Source organism: Methylomonas sp. 11b (assembly GCF_000515215.1).
In the GTDB taxonomy this organism is placed as follows: Bacteria; Pseudomonadota; Gammaproteobacteria; order Methylococcales; family Methylomonadaceae; genus Methylomonas.
In genome coordinates, this window is the sequence record NZ_KI911557.1 from 4451354 (window position 1) to 4467708 (window position 16355).

Here is a 16355-nt window from a genome sequence, read left to right on the forward strand (position 1 = left end):
CCGAAACCGCTAATTGTCATTCAATAACTTCAGCTTTATCGATGACGATGTCGGTTTTCGGTACATCCTGATGCGGACCGCGGTTGCCGGTGGCCTGTTTGGCTATCGCATCGACTACATCCATGCCTTCGACAACTTCACCGAATACTGCGTAACCCCAGCCGCTCGGGCTTGGGCTGGTGTGGTCCAGAAACGAGTTATCTTTGTAATTGATAAAAAATTGCGCGGTAGCCGAATGCGGATCGTTAGTGCGAGCCATTGCCAAGGTGCCGCGTTTGTTTTTCAGGCCGTTGTCGGCTTCGTTCTTGATCGGTGCATTGGTTTCTTTTTGCTTAAAAGAACTGTCAAAACCGCCGCCTTGCGCCATAAAACCTGGGATTACCCGGTGGAAAATGGTGCCAGAATAGAAGCCCTGTTTTACATAGGCCAAAAAGTTGGCGGCGGAAACCGGCGCTTTTTCGTCTTCCAATTGAATGACGACGTCGCCCAGTGAAGTGGTTAATTTGACTTTGCTATGTGTGTTTGACATTTTATTTTCTGTTGCAAATGAAAGGGTTGAGAATAAAAACAGCATCAGGTAAACCAGGGTGGTGCGCATTAAAAGCTCCTTAATCTCGCTGCAAGCCGCGAATTCTATGTGTTTTTATCTTGAAAGAGAAGCCGAAATCTTGATAGATTGCCAGATGTTTCGCTGCATCCACCTACCATCCTCATGCTGAAAATTTACAACACGCTAACCCGAAGTAAGCAAGAATTTATTCCCAAACAGCCAGGTAAAGTCGGCATGTATGTCTGCGGCATGACAGTTTATGACTACTGCCATATCGGCCATGCGCGGGTCATGGTGGTGTTCGATACGGTCGCCCGTTATTTGCGGCATGCCGGTTATCAGCTTACCTATGTCAGAAATATTACGGACATCGACGACAAAATTATTCAGCGTGCCAACGAGAATGGCGAAGCGTTTACCGCATTGACCGAACGCTTCATCGATGCCATGCACGAAGACGAGCGGGCCTTGTCGGTTTTGCCGCCGGATATTGAACCCAAAGCCACGCAATCCATCGCCGACATCGTGAAGATGATTTCGACATTAATAGAGCGTGATTTTGCCTATGTCGGTAGCAATGGCGATGTGTTTTACGCGGTAAACCGCTTTGACGGCTACGGCAAATTGTCCGGCAAAAATATTGAGGACTTACAGGCCGGCGAACGGGTCAACGTCGATACCGCTAAACGCGATCCGCTGGATTTTGTGCTGTGGAAAATGGCCAAGCCCGGTGAACCTTACTGGGATTCGCCGTGGGGGCAGGGCAGGCCGGGTTGGCATATCGAATGCTCGGCCATGTCCACTTGTTGTCTGGGTAATCATTTCGATATTCACGGCGGTGGCATGGACTTGCAATTCCCGCATCACGAAAACGAGATCGCCCAATCCGAAGGCGCCACTGGCGAACCCTTCGTCAATTACTGGATGCACAACGGTTTCGTGCGGGTCAATGAAGAAAAGATGTCCAAATCCTTGGGTAATTTTTTCACAGTGCGCGAGGTGTTGAAACAATATCGGCCGGAAGTCATTCGCTTCTTCATACTCTCCAGCCATTATCGCAGCCCGCTTAACTATTCCGACGAACAGCTCGACGATGCCGGCGTGGCGTTGACGCGTCTTTACACTGCCTTGAGAGGCGTCGGGATTGTCGATGCGACCATTGATGCCGACTACCGCTTGCGGTTCGAACAGGCGATGGATGACGATTTCAACACACCGGTGGCCTTGGCGGTGCTGTTCGATCTAGCGCGCGAATTGAACAAAGCTGATGACAAAACCGTGCTGGCCGCGACTTTGAAGCAGTTGGCGGCCATTTTGGGCTTGCTGCAAGAAGATCCCGACAGTTTCCTGAAAGGCGGCACAATAACCGACGGCCTGAATGAAGCGGAAATCGAGCAAATGATCGGCGTCAGAAAAGCCGCCAAAGCCGGCAAAGACTGGGCGCAAGCTGACCAAATTCGCGATCAATTGAAGGCGCAGGGCATTGTTTTGGAGGATGTGGCGGGCGGTAACACCATTTGGCGCCGAGAAAATTAAGGGACTGGCGATGAGCGAAATCAAAGATAAAGCGGTAGAAACATTTCTGGACGAATTGGCCAGCAAGCAAGCTACCCCCGGTGGTGGTAGTGCGGCGGCGGTGATGGGCGCGCAAGCGGCCGCTTTGACCAGCATGGTCTGTAACCTGACCATCGGCAAACCCAAATACGCGGCGGTGGAAGCGCAGATGCAGGCCTTGCTGGCCGAATCAGAAGCCTTGCGGCAAACCTTGATCGGTATGATCAAAGCCGATGTCGATGTGTTCGACAAATTGATGGCCTGTTATGGCTTACCTAAAAGCACTGACGACGAGAAAGCGCTGCGCGCAGGGCAAATTCAAGCGGTGCTGAGAGAAGCCACTCTTGTGCCGCTGGAATGCGCCAAAGCCTGTGCCAAAGCTATAGAGCTCAGTCGGGTGGCTGCCGAACACGGCAACCTGGGTGTAATCAGCGATGCCGGTGTTGCTGTGATGGCGGGCTATGCCGGATTAAAAAGCGCGGCGCTGAATGTACAAATCAATGCCGCGAGTTTGAAGGACAGGACGTTTGCCGAAGCGCAGCTCGCCGAGTTGGATACTTTGTTGCAAGCCGGCGAACAGGCTGCCGAGCAAATTTACCGAATAGTCCGAGAAAAGCTTTAAATCATGCATCGTGCGGGCCGGGGCGATTGAAATCGCCCCTATCGCGTCTCTGACAAACGTAAGTGCCAGGTTTTCTAAATCTGCTTGACGTTGATATTCAAAGTTTGGATCCGATAAGCAATCTGCCTAGGCGTCATATCCAGTAGCCTGGCAGCCTTGGCTTGCACCCAGCCGCTTTGCTCCAGCGCAGCGATCACTCGCTCCCGTTCGTCCATGTTCTCGTCGTGCAGATCGATGTGTTTGATCGATTGTGGGATGCGGCTAATGCCGATTTCGTTTTCCAGGCCGGTGCTGGCGATGACGTCGCGGTCGATAATCCCTTCCTGGCTCATAATCGCTGCGCGCTCCAGGCGGTTTTCCAATTCGCGGACATTACCGGGCCAATCATGTTTCATCAAAATCCGAATCGCGCTTTCCTTGATTTCCAGGGGCCGACCGCCTTGCTGGCGGGAAATTCGGTTCAAGAGAAAACTGGCTAGTTCCGGAATGTCCTCGATGCGCTCACGGAGCGGCGGCATATTGATGGGCATCACGTTCAAGCGGTAATACAAATCTTCCCGAAAATTGCCTTCCGCTACTTCCTGCTCCAGATTGCGGTTGGTAGCGGCAATGATGCGGACGTTTACTTTCAAAGTTCTGACGCCGCCGACCCGCTCGAATTCGCCTTCTTGCAACACGCGCAATAACTTGGCCTGAAAAGACGCGGAAATCTCGCCAATTTCGTCGAGAAACAGCGTGCCGTTGTCCGCTAGTTCAAAGCGGCCCTTGCGCTGGCCGATTGCGCCGCTGAAAGCGCCTTTTTCATGGCCGAATAACTCGGACTCCAGCAAGGTGTCGGGCAACGCTGCGCAGTTCAACTTAAGAAACGGGCCATTGGCACAGGCCGAATTAAAGTGGATGGAACTGGCGACCACTTCCTTACCCGTGCCGGATTCGCCGCGAATCAACACTGTGGTATGCCATTTTGCCACCTGACGGATGATGTCGAACACTTTCAGCATTGGCTCGGAATGACCGATGATGTTTTCGAAACGGTAATTTTTGACCAGCGTTTGTTTTAAATAGTCGCGTTCGCTGGCCAGTTCGTTTTGCTTGCGCTCCATCACCCGCAGCATGTTCACGCTTTGGGCGATCAGATTGGCGACCATTTCCATGAAGCGGGCGCGTTCGCCCAAAAATGTCGAGGTACAAGGCTGCGCGGCCAAAATGCCGACCACTTCGCCTTGCTCGATGGCTAATGGGGAACCGATAAACGGTAAATCAGGGTTATACACGCCCAAGCGGCTTAAAAAGCGCGGTTCGTCGGCGATGCGCTCCACAACGATGGTGCTGCCTTCGTCGAGGATCGCGCCGACCAGACCCTCGCCCGGCTGGTATCGCACGGAACGGTCAATGCCGTCACCATAAATTTCGCAAATACTCATACTGTCGTCATCGACGTCACGCAAGGTAATCATGCCGAAATGCAGGCCGTTACGCTTGTGCAAAATCTCCAGAATACCCTTTAGTTTGGTGCGTAAGTCATGCGTGCTATTCAGCAATTGACTGACCAGAAACAGGGTATCCAGCTCGGATTCAACCAGTAATAAACGATCACTCATGGATGTTCACCATGGCCAGGTTTTTTTGACAGGGAAAGCGGATTTTAAAACTACAGCCGTTTTTATATTGCGGGTCGATTTCTATCATGCCGTTATGCTGATTGACGATTTCCTTACTCATGACCAGTCCCATGCCGGCCTGGACGCCGGCCGTGCTTTGATTTGTCGTAAAAAACGGTTCGAACACCTTGCTCCGTTGGTTGGCGGGTATGCCGGGGCCGGAATCGGCTACGGACACGCACACCCAATCATGCTCGATAGTCGTGCTGATTTTGATGATGCGTTCCTGGCTGCTGGCCCGGTTCATCGCATTCACCGCGTTGTCGATCAATTGCTTGAATAACATGCGTAACTTGTTCTCGGCGCCAAGAATATTCGGTAATACCGGGTTGGGCAGCCAATCCACTACGATGCCGTTTGCCAGAAATTTGGTGCTGTACAGCAGCATCACTTCGTGTAGCAGCTGATTTAAGTTAACAGGTACCACCGCGGACTCCGGTATTTCCGGCACACAGCGCTGCAAGGTGGCAAGCGTTTCTTCCCCCATTTTTTGCACTTGGCCCAACAGGTCGCGGATCGGACTGTTGTTGGCGTCATTGCGTTGGGTCATGATTTGAATCGCCGCGTGGATCTGGTTCAACGGCTGCCGAATCTGGTGCATTGCGCCCAGCAGAGTTTCGCGGATGCTGCGAATGTGTTCTTCTTCCGCCAACATGGTGCGTAAAGTCTGTATCTGCAGCTTTTCCTGCTGCCGGCGCAAGGGGCTGATGTCGTTAATCGTCAGCAACAAATAGTCCTTGGATTGCCTGGCGAAGAAGCTGTCTGCACAGACATCGTTTTCAATAAACCAGTTGCCGGAGCAGGAAAACCAGCGCGTACCTTTGAGCCCGGCACTTTCAATCCGTACTTCGCGATTGGCGAAACCTTGTTGCCTGTCGATGTTTTCGCCCCACAGGTCGCCCATGTCCTGTTCCAGAGCCTCCAGGAAAAATAAAGCGGGTTCCTTCTTGTCCAGTTCGCTGATCAGCATTTTGTACATCTGATTGTCGAGGACAACGCGTTTGTCGCTATCCATGACCACCATTGCTACGGGAGAGGCGTTCAACACCGATTCGATCAGCTGTTTCTGGTTGCTGACCTGCTGTTCCGCGTAATGCGCCTGGGTGACGTCGCGGTGCATACCTATGTAGTGGCTAATGGCGCCCCGGTCATCGAACATCGGCGCAATAGTCAGGTCGGCCAGATAACGCTGACCCATCTTTTGACGGTTTATCAGTTGGCCGTGCCACACCTGTTTGCGGGAGATGGTATGCCACAGATCGTAGTAAATTTGTCGGGGCGTAGACTTGTCTGACAGCTCGGATTCGTTCTTACCCAGTATTTCAGCGGCGTTGTAGCCAGTTACATCGGTGAAGGCTTGGTTGATATAAAGGATGTTGGCTTTTTTATCGGTAATCGAAATGGCGACCGGCGCCTGCTCCACAGCCTTAACGAATAAGGAAAACGGCAGGGTTTTAGAGGCTTTACCGCCTTTGAGAGATTGCCCGAGGGCATTTTGGGCTGGCGATAGCATATCGGCCGTATCAATCTCAATCTGGCCTTGCAGGTAGTCAGGGGTGGATTTGGTCATGGCAAATGGTTCTCGCGTGTTTTTCTAGGCTTAAGTTGGAAAACTACATGCAATTTGAGAGCCAAATGCGTTTCGGCTTAGCTGCTGTTGGAAAATCCCGGCTATTTGTATGGTTTACGACAAATTTTAGCGGACTTGTTTCAGCTCTGTATTTTTTAGGACAGAGATGTTGGCGCTAAATCTCCTGGCTTTGCACTAAATCGGGGAGTTGTGGGGGTTTCGCAGCATTGGCATAAATGATGCTGTCTTGTTACAAAACACCGGGTCTAAAACGATGAGCGAATACTTACTACTGATATTGGGTACGGCCTTGGTCAACAATGTCGTGTTGGTCAAGTTTTTAGGTTTATGCCCGTTCATGGGGGTTTCCAACAAGCTGGATACCGCATTGGGCATGGGTTTGGCGACCACATTTGTCTTGACCCTGGCTTCTGCGGCCAGTTGGGTGTTGGAACATCGCTTATTGATACCGTTCGATATCGGTTTTTTGCGAGTGTTGGGTTTTATTCTGGTGATCGCGGCAGTGGTGCAGTTTACCGAGATGGTGATACACAAAACCAGTCCGGTCATGTACCAGGTTTTAGGGATTTTTTTACCGCTGATTACGACTAATTGCGCGGTTTTGGGTGTGGCACTGCTTAACATCCAAGAGAAATACAATTTCGTGCAAAGCCTGCTGTTCGGCTTTGGTTCGGCAATGGGTTTTACCCTGGTGATGGTGCTCTTCGCCGGTCTACGTGAACGCCTAGCGCTCATGGCAGTACCGGCGCTTTTTTCCGGCACCCCCATCGCATTTATCACCGCCGGCATACTGTCGCTGGCGTTTATGGGATTCGCGGGGCTTTACAGCAAATAAGAGGCACATCATGTACGTTTTATCTGCCATTGTTATTTTGACATCGCTAGGATTGTTGCTGGGCGTGGCTTTGGGGATTGCCGCCAAATATCTGAAGGTGGAATCGGACCCTTTAATAGAAACCATCGAGGCCTTAATGCCCGGTTCGCAATGCGGGCAGTGCGGCTTTCCCGGCTGCCGACCAGCTGCGGAAGCTCTGGTATCGGGCGCTGCACCGGTGACATTGTGTCCGCCAGGCGGCACATCTCTCGTCGAACAGCTCGCCAAATTACTAGGCGTCGATGTCGATTTAAGCCAAACGCAAGATCAAGAAGCAATGGTGGCTAGGGTTAGCGAAGAAACCTGCACTGGCTGCACCCGCTGCTTCAAGGTTTGTCCTACCGACGCGATCGTCGGCGCACCAAAACAGATCCACGCCGTAGTAGCGGATGCCTGCATCGGTTGCAAAAAATGCGTGGAAGTATGCCCTACCGAATGTCTGCAAATGCACCCTGTTGAAGTGACCTTGCGCAACTGGCGCTGGCCGAAACCGCTAGCCGCCTGAGACGGAGACACCTATGTTCGCCCTGTTCGAGAATCCCCGCTTGCGCGGCGGCATCCATGCCGAAGAGCACAAAGCCGAAACCTCTCCGCTCAGCATTGTTACCGATTTTCCATTGCCCAAGAAGTTGTACATTCCGGTGCAACAGCATGTCGGCAAGCCTGCCGAGCCCGTAGTTAAAGTCGGCGAAAAAGTTTTGAAGGGACAATTGCTGGCCTATAGTCAAGGCACCATTTCGGCGCCTGTGCATGCACCAACATCGGGCGTTATCGCCGATGTGAAGGATTTTCCGGCACCGCATCCGTCCGCCTTGCCGATTCGTACCGTAGTGATTGAAAGCGACGGTAAAGAACAATGGGCCGAATTAGTGGTGCCGGAAGACCCGTTTCAACTCGAACCGGAAGAAATTTGTCAACGAGTCGGCGCCGCCGGCGTGGTGGGTTTGGGAGGTGCGGTATTCCCGTCGGCGGTCAAACTAAGTTTGGGCCGCAAAAACAAGATTCACACCCTTTTGATCAACGCCGGCGAATGCGAGCCTTATCTGACTTGCGATGACCGCTTGATGCAGGAGCGCGCCGAACAAATCGTTGTCGGTATCAGGTTAATGTTGCGCGGTATGGATGCTCCCAAGGCTTTGGTAGGTATCGAAGATAATAAGCCCGAGGCTTTTGCGGCCATGCAGCTGGCCAGCCGGGATTTTGCCAATATCGTCGTGGCACAAGTGCCGACTCGCTACCCGATGGGGTGGGACCGGCAAATGCTGCGTTATCTGACCGGCCAGGAGATTCCCGCCGATGGCCGAGCCACCGACATCGGCGTGGTGGTGCACAATGTCGCCACCGCCTTCGCTGTCTATCAAGCGATATGTCTGGGCCAGCCTTTGATTAGCCGAGTAGTCACCGTATCCGGCGCCGCCGTCGCCAAACCCAGAAACGTGGAAGTGCCCATTGGTACCTTGATGTCGGAAGTGCTGGCATTTTGCGGTTTGGAAAAATCGAAAATGGCGCGCTTGGTGATGGGCGGACCGATGATGGGCGACGCGCTGCCGCTGGCCGAAGTGCCGGTCGTCAAAGCCTGCAATGGCATTTTAGCCTTGTCCGCTGCCGATATTGACGAACCGCCGGTACAGCCTTGCATTCGTTGCTCCAGTTGCGTGACTGCTTGTCCGGTAGGCTTGTTGCCCTTGGAAATGGCCAGCCGCATCAAAGCCAATCAATTAGACTCCGCAGTTGATTTGGGCCTAAAGGACTGCATCAGTTGCGGCAGTTGCTCTTATGTCTGTCCGTCGAATATACCCTTGGTGCATTACTTTAAATTCGCTTCCGGCGAGTTGGTGAAGCGGCAACAAGCCGAGCACAAAGCTGAACAAACCAAGCGTTTAGTCGAGGATAGAAATAATCGGATGGAACGAGCTAGATTGGAAGCCGAAGCGGAAGCCCTGCGCGCTCAGGAAGCCAGGGCCGCCCGTCTGGCTGCCGCACAACAGGCGCAAGCAGCGCCAGCAGAGGAAACCGTATGAGTAATAAACCGATTAGCGGGCCTCACGTTGCGGCTACCCGCCGCGTCGATCAAATCATGCGCTTGGTCATTATTGCCCTGGCGCCGGCCACGGCCTGCGGTGTGTTGTTGTTCGGCTGGCCAGCGCTGTATTTGCTGGCGGTAACTGTATTGTCGGCGATGGCTTTTGAAGGTTTGTGTTTGAAGATGAAAGGCGTGGCGGCGATGCCTTATCTGCGCGACGGCTCGGCGATAGTCACCGGTTTGCTGGTGGCAATGACCTTGCCGCCTTGGGCGCCTTGGTGGATAGGCGTCGTAGGTTCGGCGTTGGCGATTGTATTGGGCAAGCATGTTTATGGCGGTTTAGGGCAAAACCTGTTCAATCCGGCCATGCTGGCCAGGGTGGCTTTGCTGATTTCCTTTCCCATCGAGATGACTACCTGGGCCAACGTATCCCCGCTGTTCATCGGGCCCGGCGTGATCGATAGCTTGGCAATAACCTTTGGCGGTTTGGAGAATCCCGATGCGGTGACCGGCGCCACGACGTTGGGTTGGGTCAAGACCGAGTTTTCGCAAAACCGGCTGTTGCCCGGCAGTTTGATCGAGTACTCTGGGTTTTTAGCGTTTCTTGGTTGGGAGCGCGGTAGTCTGGGGGAAACCTCTTCGTTATTGTTGTTGGCCGGCGGTATCTGGTTGATGCGCCAGGGCGTCATCAAATGGCACATTCCCGTCTCGCTGCTATTCAGTATTTTCCTGCTGTCGACGGTTTTTCATACCTGGGATAGTCAGCACTATATGGGGCCGTGGGTACATCTGAATTCCGGTGCGGTAATGCTGGTGGCGTTTTTTATCGCGACAGACTACGTCACTTCGCCTAACACACCTTTAGGCCAAGTGATTTTCGGCGCCGGCTGCGGTTTATTGATTTTCGTGATCCGCTCTTGGGGCGGCTATCCGGAAGGCACCGGTTTTGCAATCCTGTTGATGAACGCGGTCACGCCGTTGATCGATCATTACATTCGTCCGAGAATTTATGGCCGCTACCGTAACGGCAAGCCGCTCGATATTTCCAATTCCTGAGACCGGCTATGAATTCCGAACCTGTCAAATCACCTCCTAAAGCGAACCAATACGTTGAGTATGCCTTGCGTACCGTGAGTAACTTTAGGCAAAAACTGGCCGTGTGGCTGGAACCTGGAAATTTGGAGCAACTGCGGCCGCTATTACAGTATCAGGCCGGCGTGCTGGGTGGATTCGCACTGTTGGCGGCAATTTTATTGGGTGTTGCCGATCTGGCGACGCGCGGCGTGATAGAGCTGCGCTTGCAGGAAGATCTACAGGCTAATTTGGAGCAAGTGGTTCCGGCAGAGCTTTACGATAATAATTTGTTGAAAGACAGCGTGCTGCTGCCTTCTGCCGATGCCAATCTGGGCGCTGAGCAAACTGAGGTCTATCTGGCTAAAAAGGCTGGTTTGGTTAACGCGGTCTGTTTTAAATTCGTCGCACCTGACGGTTATGCCGGGCCGATCAGCTTGGTGATGGGTATCGATAGTAAAGGGGAAATTCTCGGGGTACGGGTTATTGCGCATGTTGAGACACCGGGCTTAGGCGATAAGATCGAAGTGACCAAATCCAAATGGGTCCTGTCCTTCAACGGCAAATCCTTAAATAACCTGACCGTTGAGCAATGGGCGGTAAAAAAAGATGGCGGCGTGTTCGATCAGTTTAGTGGGGCGACGATTACGCCGCGCAAAGTCGTACAGGCAATCAAGCGGGGATTGGAGTTTTATAAGGTGCATCAGGCGGAGTTGTTGGCTGAGAAATAACGCTTATTCAATGTATGGCAATTATTTTCGGTGGAGAAGGTTTTTTCCCGTATGCCGCGCCGAGCACCGGAGCTTTTGAACGGATCAGCCCGTAGGGGGGCGGCATGGATGCCGCACGTTGCCGAAGGGGCAGGAAGCCCCTTTCGGCAACCACGTTCAAAAGCTTCGGAGCGCAGGGAATAAGCGGCATCCGGGTGTCTTTTCTTTTGGATACTTTTCTTTGGACAAGCAAAGAAAAGTATCTCGCTCGTCGGTGCGAGAACCGACTTCAAATATTCGTCGCGATAGCGACACAAAGTCAAACTTACGAACATCTCTGCAAGGAGGCCTTGCTATGAATCTTTCGATTCTGTTTTCAGAACAATATAGAAAAATCGCCCGCGACGGCCTGTGGGACAATAACGTGGTGCTGACACAGAATCTGGCCTTGTGCCCGTTGCTGGCGGTAACCGGGACGGCGACCAATGGCTTGGGCATGGGCCTAGCGACCATGGTGGTAATGGTGGCATCCAATGCCGCCGTGTCGGTGAGCCGGCATCTGATTCCGTCGGAAATCCGTATCCCGATTTTCGTGTTGCTGATTGCCGCATTGGTAACCTTGGTGGATATTTTTCTGAACGCCTGGATGCACGAATTGCATAAGGTGCTGGGCTTGTTTATTCCGCTGATTGTTACCAACTGCGTCATTCTCGGCCGGGCCGAAGCCTTTGCCTCCAAACAACCGGTGATGCCGTCGATGTGGGACGGCTTGATGATGGGTGTGGGGTTTACCGCTGCGATGGTGGTGCTGGGAGCCATGCGGGAGATTAGTTCGGCTGGCACCTTGTTCGCCAATGCGTCTGTGTTGTTGGGCGAAAGTTTCCGGTTTTTGGAAACCACTTTGATTCCGGAATACAAAGGCTTTTTGCTGATGGCTTTGCCGCCGGGTGGTTTCATCATGCTGGGTTTCATGGTGGCGCTGAAGCGGCTGTTGGACCGGAAAGCGGCAGCCAAAATTACCGAACCTATCATTACTGATGCGATTGTCTTGGAAGAAGGAGCGTAAACTATGAATGTGGGTGTATGTTATGCGCAGGCCGACAGGCAAATCTGGTTGCGGCTGGAAGTGCCGGAGGGTAGTACCATTGCCGAAGCTATCGAATTGTCCGGCGTGTTGACGCAGTATCCGGAGATCGATCTGGAAAGCCAAAAAGTCGGGATTTTCGGTAAACTGGCAAAGTTGGATGCGCCGGTCAAGGAAGGCGACCGAGTGGAAATTTATCGTAAAATCACCGCCGATCCCGCGCAAGTCCAGCGCAGGCGGGTGGCATAGCCCATGTACGTTTGTGTCTGCAAAGCGGTAACCGACAGTCAGCTCGATGCCGCCATAGACAGCGGCTTATGTTCGCGGAAACAGTTGGTTCAATGTTTCGGCGTTGGTGGCGATTGCGGTAAATGTAACAAGGACATTACGCAAATTTTGGATAGAAAAAATGCATGTCGGCTATTGCAGGCTGCCAATGATGCACAACTAATCACTAAAACCCGGGAGATTTGACATGCAAGGCGATAAAAAAGTTATCGAATTTTTAAATAAAGCGTTAGAAAACGAATTAACCGCCATCAATCAATATTTTTTGCATGCCCGGATGTTCAAAAATTGGGGCTTTCAAAAGCTGAATGAAAAGGAATATCACGAATCGATCGACGAGATGAAACACGCCGATCAATTGATCGAGAGGATTTTGTTTCTGGAAGGCTTGCCTAATCTGCAAAGCCTGGGCCGTTTGATGATAGGCGAGAATCCCAAGGAAATGCTGGAATGCGACCTCAAGTTGGAGCATCTGGCCTTGCCGTTATTAAGAGATGCGATTGCTTATTGCGAAAGCATCAACGACTACGTTACCAGAGAGTTGTTCGAGCATATTCTGGAAAACGAAGAAGAGCACGTCGATTGGTTGGAAACCCAGATGGAGCTGATCGAAAAAATCGGTATTCAAAACTATCTGCAATCGCAGATGTAAAAAAACGCGCCATTCAAAAAAATTTTGCGGGGCCGGTTGCCGGCCCTGTTCGGATAGTAAGCCCCGGCACTTCAGTATTAGGTCAATGGTTGTAATATCGTTGTTGCCCATCGTCTTTTGTATTTTCTTGAAATTCTTGAACACCCCCTTTTCTTTAACGGATTGCGGTATGTAGCCGCAGTCCGAATACTGTGAGACTTGATCATTGCCGGATGAATGAGACGCTCATTCTCGCCATCCCGGTTTTGATGTACCCCTCCAAGTGGACACATCTCCGTCTATAGTTATGCTGCCTCTCTTGCCCTAGGGTTAAAACATAGGCGCATTCTTATCGGCAGGTGGCCAACTTTCATAGATGTTCCCTGATGATGAATGAGTTATCCTTAGCGGTATTACAACATCGATGCCAAGGGCTTTAGGCCTTGGTTTGGGCCGTTTTTGGTTAAAATGGCCCTTAATACGCTGACAACACCGAAAACATTGATAGGAATTTATGCCGCAAAGTGCTTTTACGCTGGAATCGTTGCTGGAAACTCATGATCTGCCGCTGATCATCATCGGCGCCGATTTACGCATCGTGGCAGTGAATCGCGCTTGGGAACATAGTTTTGGCGTCATGCGACAGAATCTGGTCGGTCAACCGTGCTGCGTCGAAAACCGCAATTGCCGCCATCAGCGCTTGTTTCAGACTCTGGAAGCCTACGCCGGTATCTTTGCCGACACCAGCGATACTAGTGCCCAGCGCTCATTCAGTGCTCGCGGTTTTCCGTTGCTGGATGCCGACGCGACTTTATATTTGGGCGAAACGTTAACCGTATTAAAAAGGTCTGGAGCTAAAGGCGACGAGGCACCGGCCATGATCGGGAAGTCAGCGGCGTTTGCACAATATAAAACCAGGCTGCAACAGGCGGCCGATACGCAAGCACCGGTATTATTGCTTGGTGAAACAGGCACCGGTAAAGAATTGGCCGCCGAATTTGTGCATAGCCATTCCAGGCAGGCGGATGGCGATTTTGTGATTGTCGATTGTACGATTCTTGGCGAAGAGTTATTTGAGAGCGAATTGTTCGGGCATGAAAAGGGCGCTTTTACCGGCGCGACATCTGCAAAAAAAGGCTTGTTCGAATTAGCCAATAATGGCACCTTATTTTTCGATGAAATTGGCGATCTGCCGCTATCGCAACAACCCAAGTTATTGCGAGCATTGGAAAGCGGTCAATTTCGGCGGGTAGGTGGCACTGCGATGCAAAAAGCCAATGTCAGAGTGGTCTGCGCCACACATAGAAATTTAGCCGACATGGTCAAAGCCGGCCGGTTTCGCGAAGATTTGTTCTACCGCTTGTCGGTGTTTCCGGTCGAAGTGCCGCCACTGCGGCAGCGTAGACAGGATTTGCCCTTATTGATCGATCATTTTTTAGCGCAGTTAAACACGGACGCCGATGGTGGCTATGCGATTACGCAATCGGCCTTAATCAAGCTTATCCAATATGCTTGGCCCGGCAATATCCGTGAGCTGAGAAACTGTCTGCAATTGGCGGCCGGCTTGTGTAAGGACAAGAGTATTCAAGAAGCCGACATTCATTTCATGCAGCGCCAAGGGGGCGTTGAGTCGGCCGCCGCCAGCGAGGCAAGTGGCGATGCGCATCCCCTACCGATTAACAGCATGGCGCAATTCGAGGCGGAGTTTATCAATAGTTTGATCAGCAAGTATCAGGGGAATCGCAAGTTGATAGCGGCGGAAATGAATATCAGTGAACGAACGCTTTACCGTAAACTTAACCGACTCAATCTGAATTAAGCGGCGGAGCAATGATGGAATCCAACCTGATAAACTGGACGCTTGATAACATTGGCAGCCGGCAACGCAACGGTTTGACCCCGCCGCGCGACATGCGCGAGACTATCGCCCAGATTAAAGCCTTGCCGCCGTTGCCCGGCAGCGCGCTGCGCATATTGAATCTGATCGCCGATCCTAGTGCGGATGCTCGTAAATTAGCCGACATCATCGAACTCGACCCTTTATTAACAGCGCAAATTACCCGCTGGGCCAGTTCAGCTCTGTACGGTTATCGTGGTCAGATCACGACCGTGCATGATGCGATCACTCGTGTGTTGGGGTTTGATTTTGTATTGGATTTGGCTTTGGGTTTGGCGGTGCTGGCACCGTTGAAATCGCCCAAGGAAGGGCAGATAGGTACGCGGATGTTCTGGACCCATGCCTTGGCCAGCACCCGCTTGATGGCGCAGTTGGCCGCGGTTATGCCTGCCGCCGCACGGCCGGAGCCGCAAGCCTTGTTTTTATCCGGCTTGATGCACAATATCGGTTTCCCATTGCTGGGTCATCGTTTTCCTGACGAATTTAGTTATTTGAGCGGCTTGATCAACGCGAACCCTAGTCTGGCTATTTTCAATCTGGAAACTTTTGCCTTCGGCCTCAATCATGCCGAAATCGGCGCTTGGCTGATGAATGTCTGGTCGATGCCGCGCATGATTACCGATATTGTCTATCACCACCACAACCCCTACTATCGCGGCGAAAACCACCAACTGAATCTGTTGACGTTTTATAGCGATTGTCTGTTGGGACGTTTAGGCATAGGCGACGCATCGAACCAGGTGTGTCCGGAAGACGTGCCGGGATTGCTGGGTTTGGATGAGGCTGTTTGTCTGGAAATACTCGATAGCCAGAATGACGATTTAGTGAAAATTCTAGCGACTGCGGAACAACTTACCGATTAAATTTGCCGCCTGTTATCGTAAAGTGGGCGCTTAGAAATTCTTCTGCGCCCCATCAATCAACTCAGCACTTAATCGCGCAATATCGCATTGCGGCGGTCCGATTGCTTCAGTATGCCGCCTAGTATCCACATTTGATACATGGACACGGTCCACATAAACGCGAAGGAAACGCCCAAGCCTGCGCCGGCAAAAAGCACCAACAAGGCAAAGTGTGGATTGAGTTTAGTCAGCCACCACGAGGCGATATCGATCAGTAGAAACAAATAGGGCATCACGATAGCGGGATATTTGTACTTGCACGGTACCCCAGTACTAAAGCTGAAAATGATGCCGACAAACATAAAAATAAAACTGATGCCGAACAAATGGATATGCGATAGCCGTGTCAGCGATTGAAACGTTGCGCCTTCATTCGATTCCGTCAGCTTTTTTAAGTTTTCGAATTTGGTGAAATCGGGCAGCGAACCGGCATTGGCGCCATGGCAGCCAGTGCAAAATTGCTCGATGATGGGTTTAATTTCCTTGTTGTAAACCGCTTCGTCGCCGCCATCCCGGACCCATTGAATGATTTTGAAGCGCTCCTGTTCAGGCGCGTTGTATTTCATCGAACCGTTTAGTTTGGATTCCAATACCGAACCGGAGCGGTCGCCATAATAGCTGTAAACAATATCGTCCATCGACAAACCGAATTTGCCGTCGGCCATACCGTGGGTAAACAAAATCTGGATTAATGCCATCAAATAACCGGCGGCTATTGTGGTTAGATAACCGGTGAACAGCAGTTTGATCGAGAGGCCGAAACTGATCAGATTAGCGCCTTTGTAGGCATATTTAACGGGTGTTTCGTTGCGATCAGGCATAGTTGCAATCCGGGTTGTTGGGAAAGTTATCGCTTCGAGCAAGGCTTTAAGCGGGAGGCAAAAGCCTTGCCTCCCG

Annotated in this window: 17 protein-coding genes; 13 read left to right on the top strand and 4 right to left on the bottom strand. The window is 51.8% G+C overall.

The annotated features are described in order from the left end of the window. Window positions 1–16 precede the first annotated feature (16 nt). Window positions 17–598 carry a peptidylprolyl isomerase gene (locus METH11B_RS0121470; protein ID WP_026603798.1) on the bottom strand — a complete coding sequence of 194 codons (582 nt, stop codon included), beginning with the start codon at window positions 596–598 and terminating at the stop codon, window positions 17–19. A 114-nt stretch (window positions 599–712) separates the two neighbouring features. Between METH11B_RS0121470 and cysS the strand changes: the two genes are divergently transcribed. Together cysS and fchA are read left to right on the top strand one after the other, a co-directional pair. Next, window positions 713–2086, top strand: a complete 1374-nt coding sequence (gene cysS / locus METH11B_RS0121475; RefSeq protein ID WP_026603799.1) for a cysteine--tRNA ligase — start codon at window positions 713–715, stop codon at window positions 2084–2086. Between the two features lie 10 nt (window positions 2087–2096). Then, window positions 2097–2726, top strand: a complete 630-nt coding sequence (fchA, locus tag METH11B_RS0121480) for a methenyltetrahydrofolate cyclohydrolase (RefSeq protein WP_026603800.1) — start codon at window positions 2097–2099, stop codon at window positions 2724–2726. Between the two features lie 74 nt (window positions 2727–2800). On the opposite strand, the gene nifA is transcribed toward fchA, so the two are convergent. Then, complete coding sequence (nifA, locus tag METH11B_RS0121485) at window positions 2801–4327, bottom strand: nif-specific transcriptional activator NifA (protein WP_026603801.1); 1527 nt, start codon at window positions 4325–4327, stop codon at window positions 2801–2803. Beyond that, the gene (gene nifL / locus METH11B_RS0121490; protein ID WP_026603802.1) at window positions 4320–5957 is read right to left on the bottom strand and encodes a nitrogen fixation negative regulator NifL; all 1638 of its coding nucleotides are present in this window, start codon (window positions 5955–5957) and stop codon (window positions 4320–4322) included. Before nifL ends, nifA begins: the two co-directional genes overlap by 8 nt. Before the next feature lie 274 nt (window positions 5958–6231). On the opposite strand from nifL, the gene rsxA reads away from it, so the two are divergent. The 11 genes from rsxA to METH11B_RS0121550 all read left to right on the top strand — a co-directional run bounded on the left by rsxA (window position 6232) and on the right by METH11B_RS0121550 (window position 15419). Then, window positions 6232–6813 carry an electron transport complex subunit RsxA gene (rsxA, locus tag METH11B_RS0121495; RefSeq protein ID WP_026147191.1) on the top strand — a complete coding sequence of 194 codons (582 nt, stop codon included), beginning with the start codon at window positions 6232–6234 and terminating at the stop codon, window positions 6811–6813. A gap of 10 nt (window positions 6814–6823) precedes the next feature. Further along, window positions 6824–7357, top strand: coding sequence for an electron transport complex subunit RsxB (gene rsxB / locus METH11B_RS0121500; protein WP_020485088.1), 534 nt, complete (start codon window positions 6824–6826; stop codon window positions 7355–7357). A gap of 13 nt (window positions 7358–7370) precedes the next feature. After that, on the top strand, window positions 7371–8873 hold the full coding sequence (gene rsxC, locus METH11B_RS0121505) for an electron transport complex subunit RsxC (RefSeq protein WP_026603803.1): 1503 nt from the start codon (window positions 7371–7373) through the stop codon (window positions 8871–8873). Next, a complete protein-coding gene (locus METH11B_RS0121510) occupies window positions 8870–9931 on the top strand; it encodes an RnfABCDGE type electron transport complex subunit D (protein ID WP_026603804.1) in 1062 nt (353 codons plus the stop codon). The genes rsxC and METH11B_RS0121510 overlap by 4 nt, the downstream gene beginning before the upstream one ends. Before the next feature lie 8 nt (window positions 9932–9939). After that, entirely contained in the window at window positions 9940–10677 is a 738-nt protein-coding gene (gene rsxG / locus METH11B_RS0121515; protein WP_026603805.1) for an electron transport complex subunit RsxG, read from the top strand. Between the two features lie 334 nt (window positions 10678–11011). After that, on the top strand, window positions 11012–11722 hold the full coding sequence (locus METH11B_RS0121525) for an electron transport complex subunit E (RefSeq protein ID WP_026603807.1): 711 nt from the start codon (window positions 11012–11014) through the stop codon (window positions 11720–11722). Window positions 11723–11725: 3 nt separating this feature from the next. Beyond that, entirely contained in the window at window positions 11726–11989 is a 264-nt protein-coding gene (locus METH11B_RS0121530; protein WP_020485093.1) for an RnfH family protein, read from the top strand. Window positions 11990–11992: 3 nt separating this feature from the next. Continuing rightward, window positions 11993–12214, top strand: coding sequence for a (2Fe-2S)-binding protein (locus METH11B_RS0121535; RefSeq protein WP_026603808.1), 222 nt, complete (start codon window positions 11993–11995; stop codon window positions 12212–12214). A gap of 1 nt (window position 12215) precedes the next feature. Then, complete coding sequence (gene bfr, locus METH11B_RS0121540) at window positions 12216–12680, top strand: bacterioferritin (RefSeq protein WP_020485095.1); 465 nt, start codon at window positions 12216–12218, stop codon at window positions 12678–12680. A 493-nt stretch (window positions 12681–13173) separates the two neighbouring features. Continuing rightward, window positions 13174–14478: a sigma-54 interaction domain-containing protein gene (locus tag METH11B_RS0121545; protein WP_026603809.1), complete on the top strand. Its 1305-nt coding sequence runs from the start codon at window positions 13174–13176 to the stop codon at window positions 14476–14478. Between the two features lie 11 nt (window positions 14479–14489). Beyond that, window positions 14490–15419: an HDOD domain-containing protein gene (locus tag METH11B_RS0121550; protein ID WP_026603810.1), complete on the top strand. Its 930-nt coding sequence runs from the start codon at window positions 14490–14492 to the stop codon at window positions 15417–15419. Window positions 15420–15487: 68 nt separating this feature from the next. On the opposite strand, the gene METH11B_RS0121555 is transcribed toward METH11B_RS0121550, so the two are convergent. Beyond that, window positions 15488–16279 carry a hypothetical protein gene (locus tag METH11B_RS0121555; protein WP_026603811.1) on the bottom strand — a complete coding sequence of 264 codons (792 nt, stop codon included), beginning with the start codon at window positions 16277–16279 and terminating at the stop codon, window positions 15488–15490. Between the last annotated feature and the right edge of the window lie 76 nt (window positions 16280–16355).

What these genes read in the sequence shown, in the direction of transcription:
- METH11B_RS0121555 (WP_026603811.1), bottom strand. Translation starts at nt 16,279, where the DNA reads ATGCCTGATCGCAACGAAACACCCGTTAAATATGCCTACAAAGGCGCT.
- fchA (WP_026603800.1), top strand. Translation starts at nt 2,097, where the DNA reads ATGAGCGAAATCAAAGATAAAGCGGTAGAAACATTTCTGGACGAATTG.
- METH11B_RS0121535 (WP_026603808.1), top strand. Translation starts at nt 11,993, where the DNA reads ATGTACGTTTGTGTCTGCAAAGCGGTAACCGACAGTCAGCTCGATGCC.
- rsxG (WP_026603805.1), top strand. Translation starts at nt 9,940, where the DNA reads ATGAATTCCGAACCTGTCAAATCACCTCCTAAAGCGAACCAATACGTT.
- cysS (WP_026603799.1), top strand. Translation starts at nt 713, where the DNA reads ATGCTGAAAATTTACAACACGCTAACCCGAAGTAAGCAAGAATTTATT.
- METH11B_RS0121545 (WP_026603809.1), top strand. Translation starts at nt 13,174, where the DNA reads ATGCCGCAAAGTGCTTTTACGCTGGAATCGTTGCTGGAAACTCATGAT.
- rsxC (WP_026603803.1), top strand. Translation starts at nt 7,371, where the DNA reads ATGTTCGCCCTGTTCGAGAATCCCCGCTTGCGCGGCGGCATCCATGCC.
- METH11B_RS0121550 (WP_026603810.1), top strand. Translation starts at nt 14,490, where the DNA reads ATGATGGAATCCAACCTGATAAACTGGACGCTTGATAACATTGGCAGC.
- rsxB (WP_020485088.1), top strand. Translation starts at nt 6,824, where the DNA reads ATGTACGTTTTATCTGCCATTGTTATTTTGACATCGCTAGGATTGTTG.
- METH11B_RS0121510 (WP_026603804.1), top strand. Translation starts at nt 8,870, where the DNA reads ATGAGTAATAAACCGATTAGCGGGCCTCACGTTGCGGCTACCCGCCGC.
- bfr (WP_020485095.1), top strand. Translation starts at nt 12,216, where the DNA reads ATGCAAGGCGATAAAAAAGTTATCGAATTTTTAAATAAAGCGTTAGAA.
- rsxA (WP_026147191.1), top strand. Translation starts at nt 6,232, where the DNA reads ATGAGCGAATACTTACTACTGATATTGGGTACGGCCTTGGTCAACAAT.
- nifL (WP_026603802.1), bottom strand. Translation starts at nt 5,957, where the DNA reads ATGACCAAATCCACCCCTGACTACCTGCAAGGCCAGATTGAGATTGAT.
- METH11B_RS0121525 (WP_026603807.1), top strand. Translation starts at nt 11,012, where the DNA reads ATGAATCTTTCGATTCTGTTTTCAGAACAATATAGAAAAATCGCCCGC.
- nifA (WP_026603801.1), bottom strand. Translation starts at nt 4,327, where the DNA reads ATGAGTGATCGTTTATTACTGGTTGAATCCGAGCTGGATACCCTGTTT.
- METH11B_RS0121530 (WP_020485093.1), top strand. Translation starts at nt 11,726, where the DNA reads ATGAATGTGGGTGTATGTTATGCGCAGGCCGACAGGCAAATCTGGTTG.
- METH11B_RS0121470 (WP_026603798.1), bottom strand. Translation starts at nt 598, where the DNA reads ATGCGCACCACCCTGGTTTACCTGATGCTGTTTTTATTCTCAACCCTT.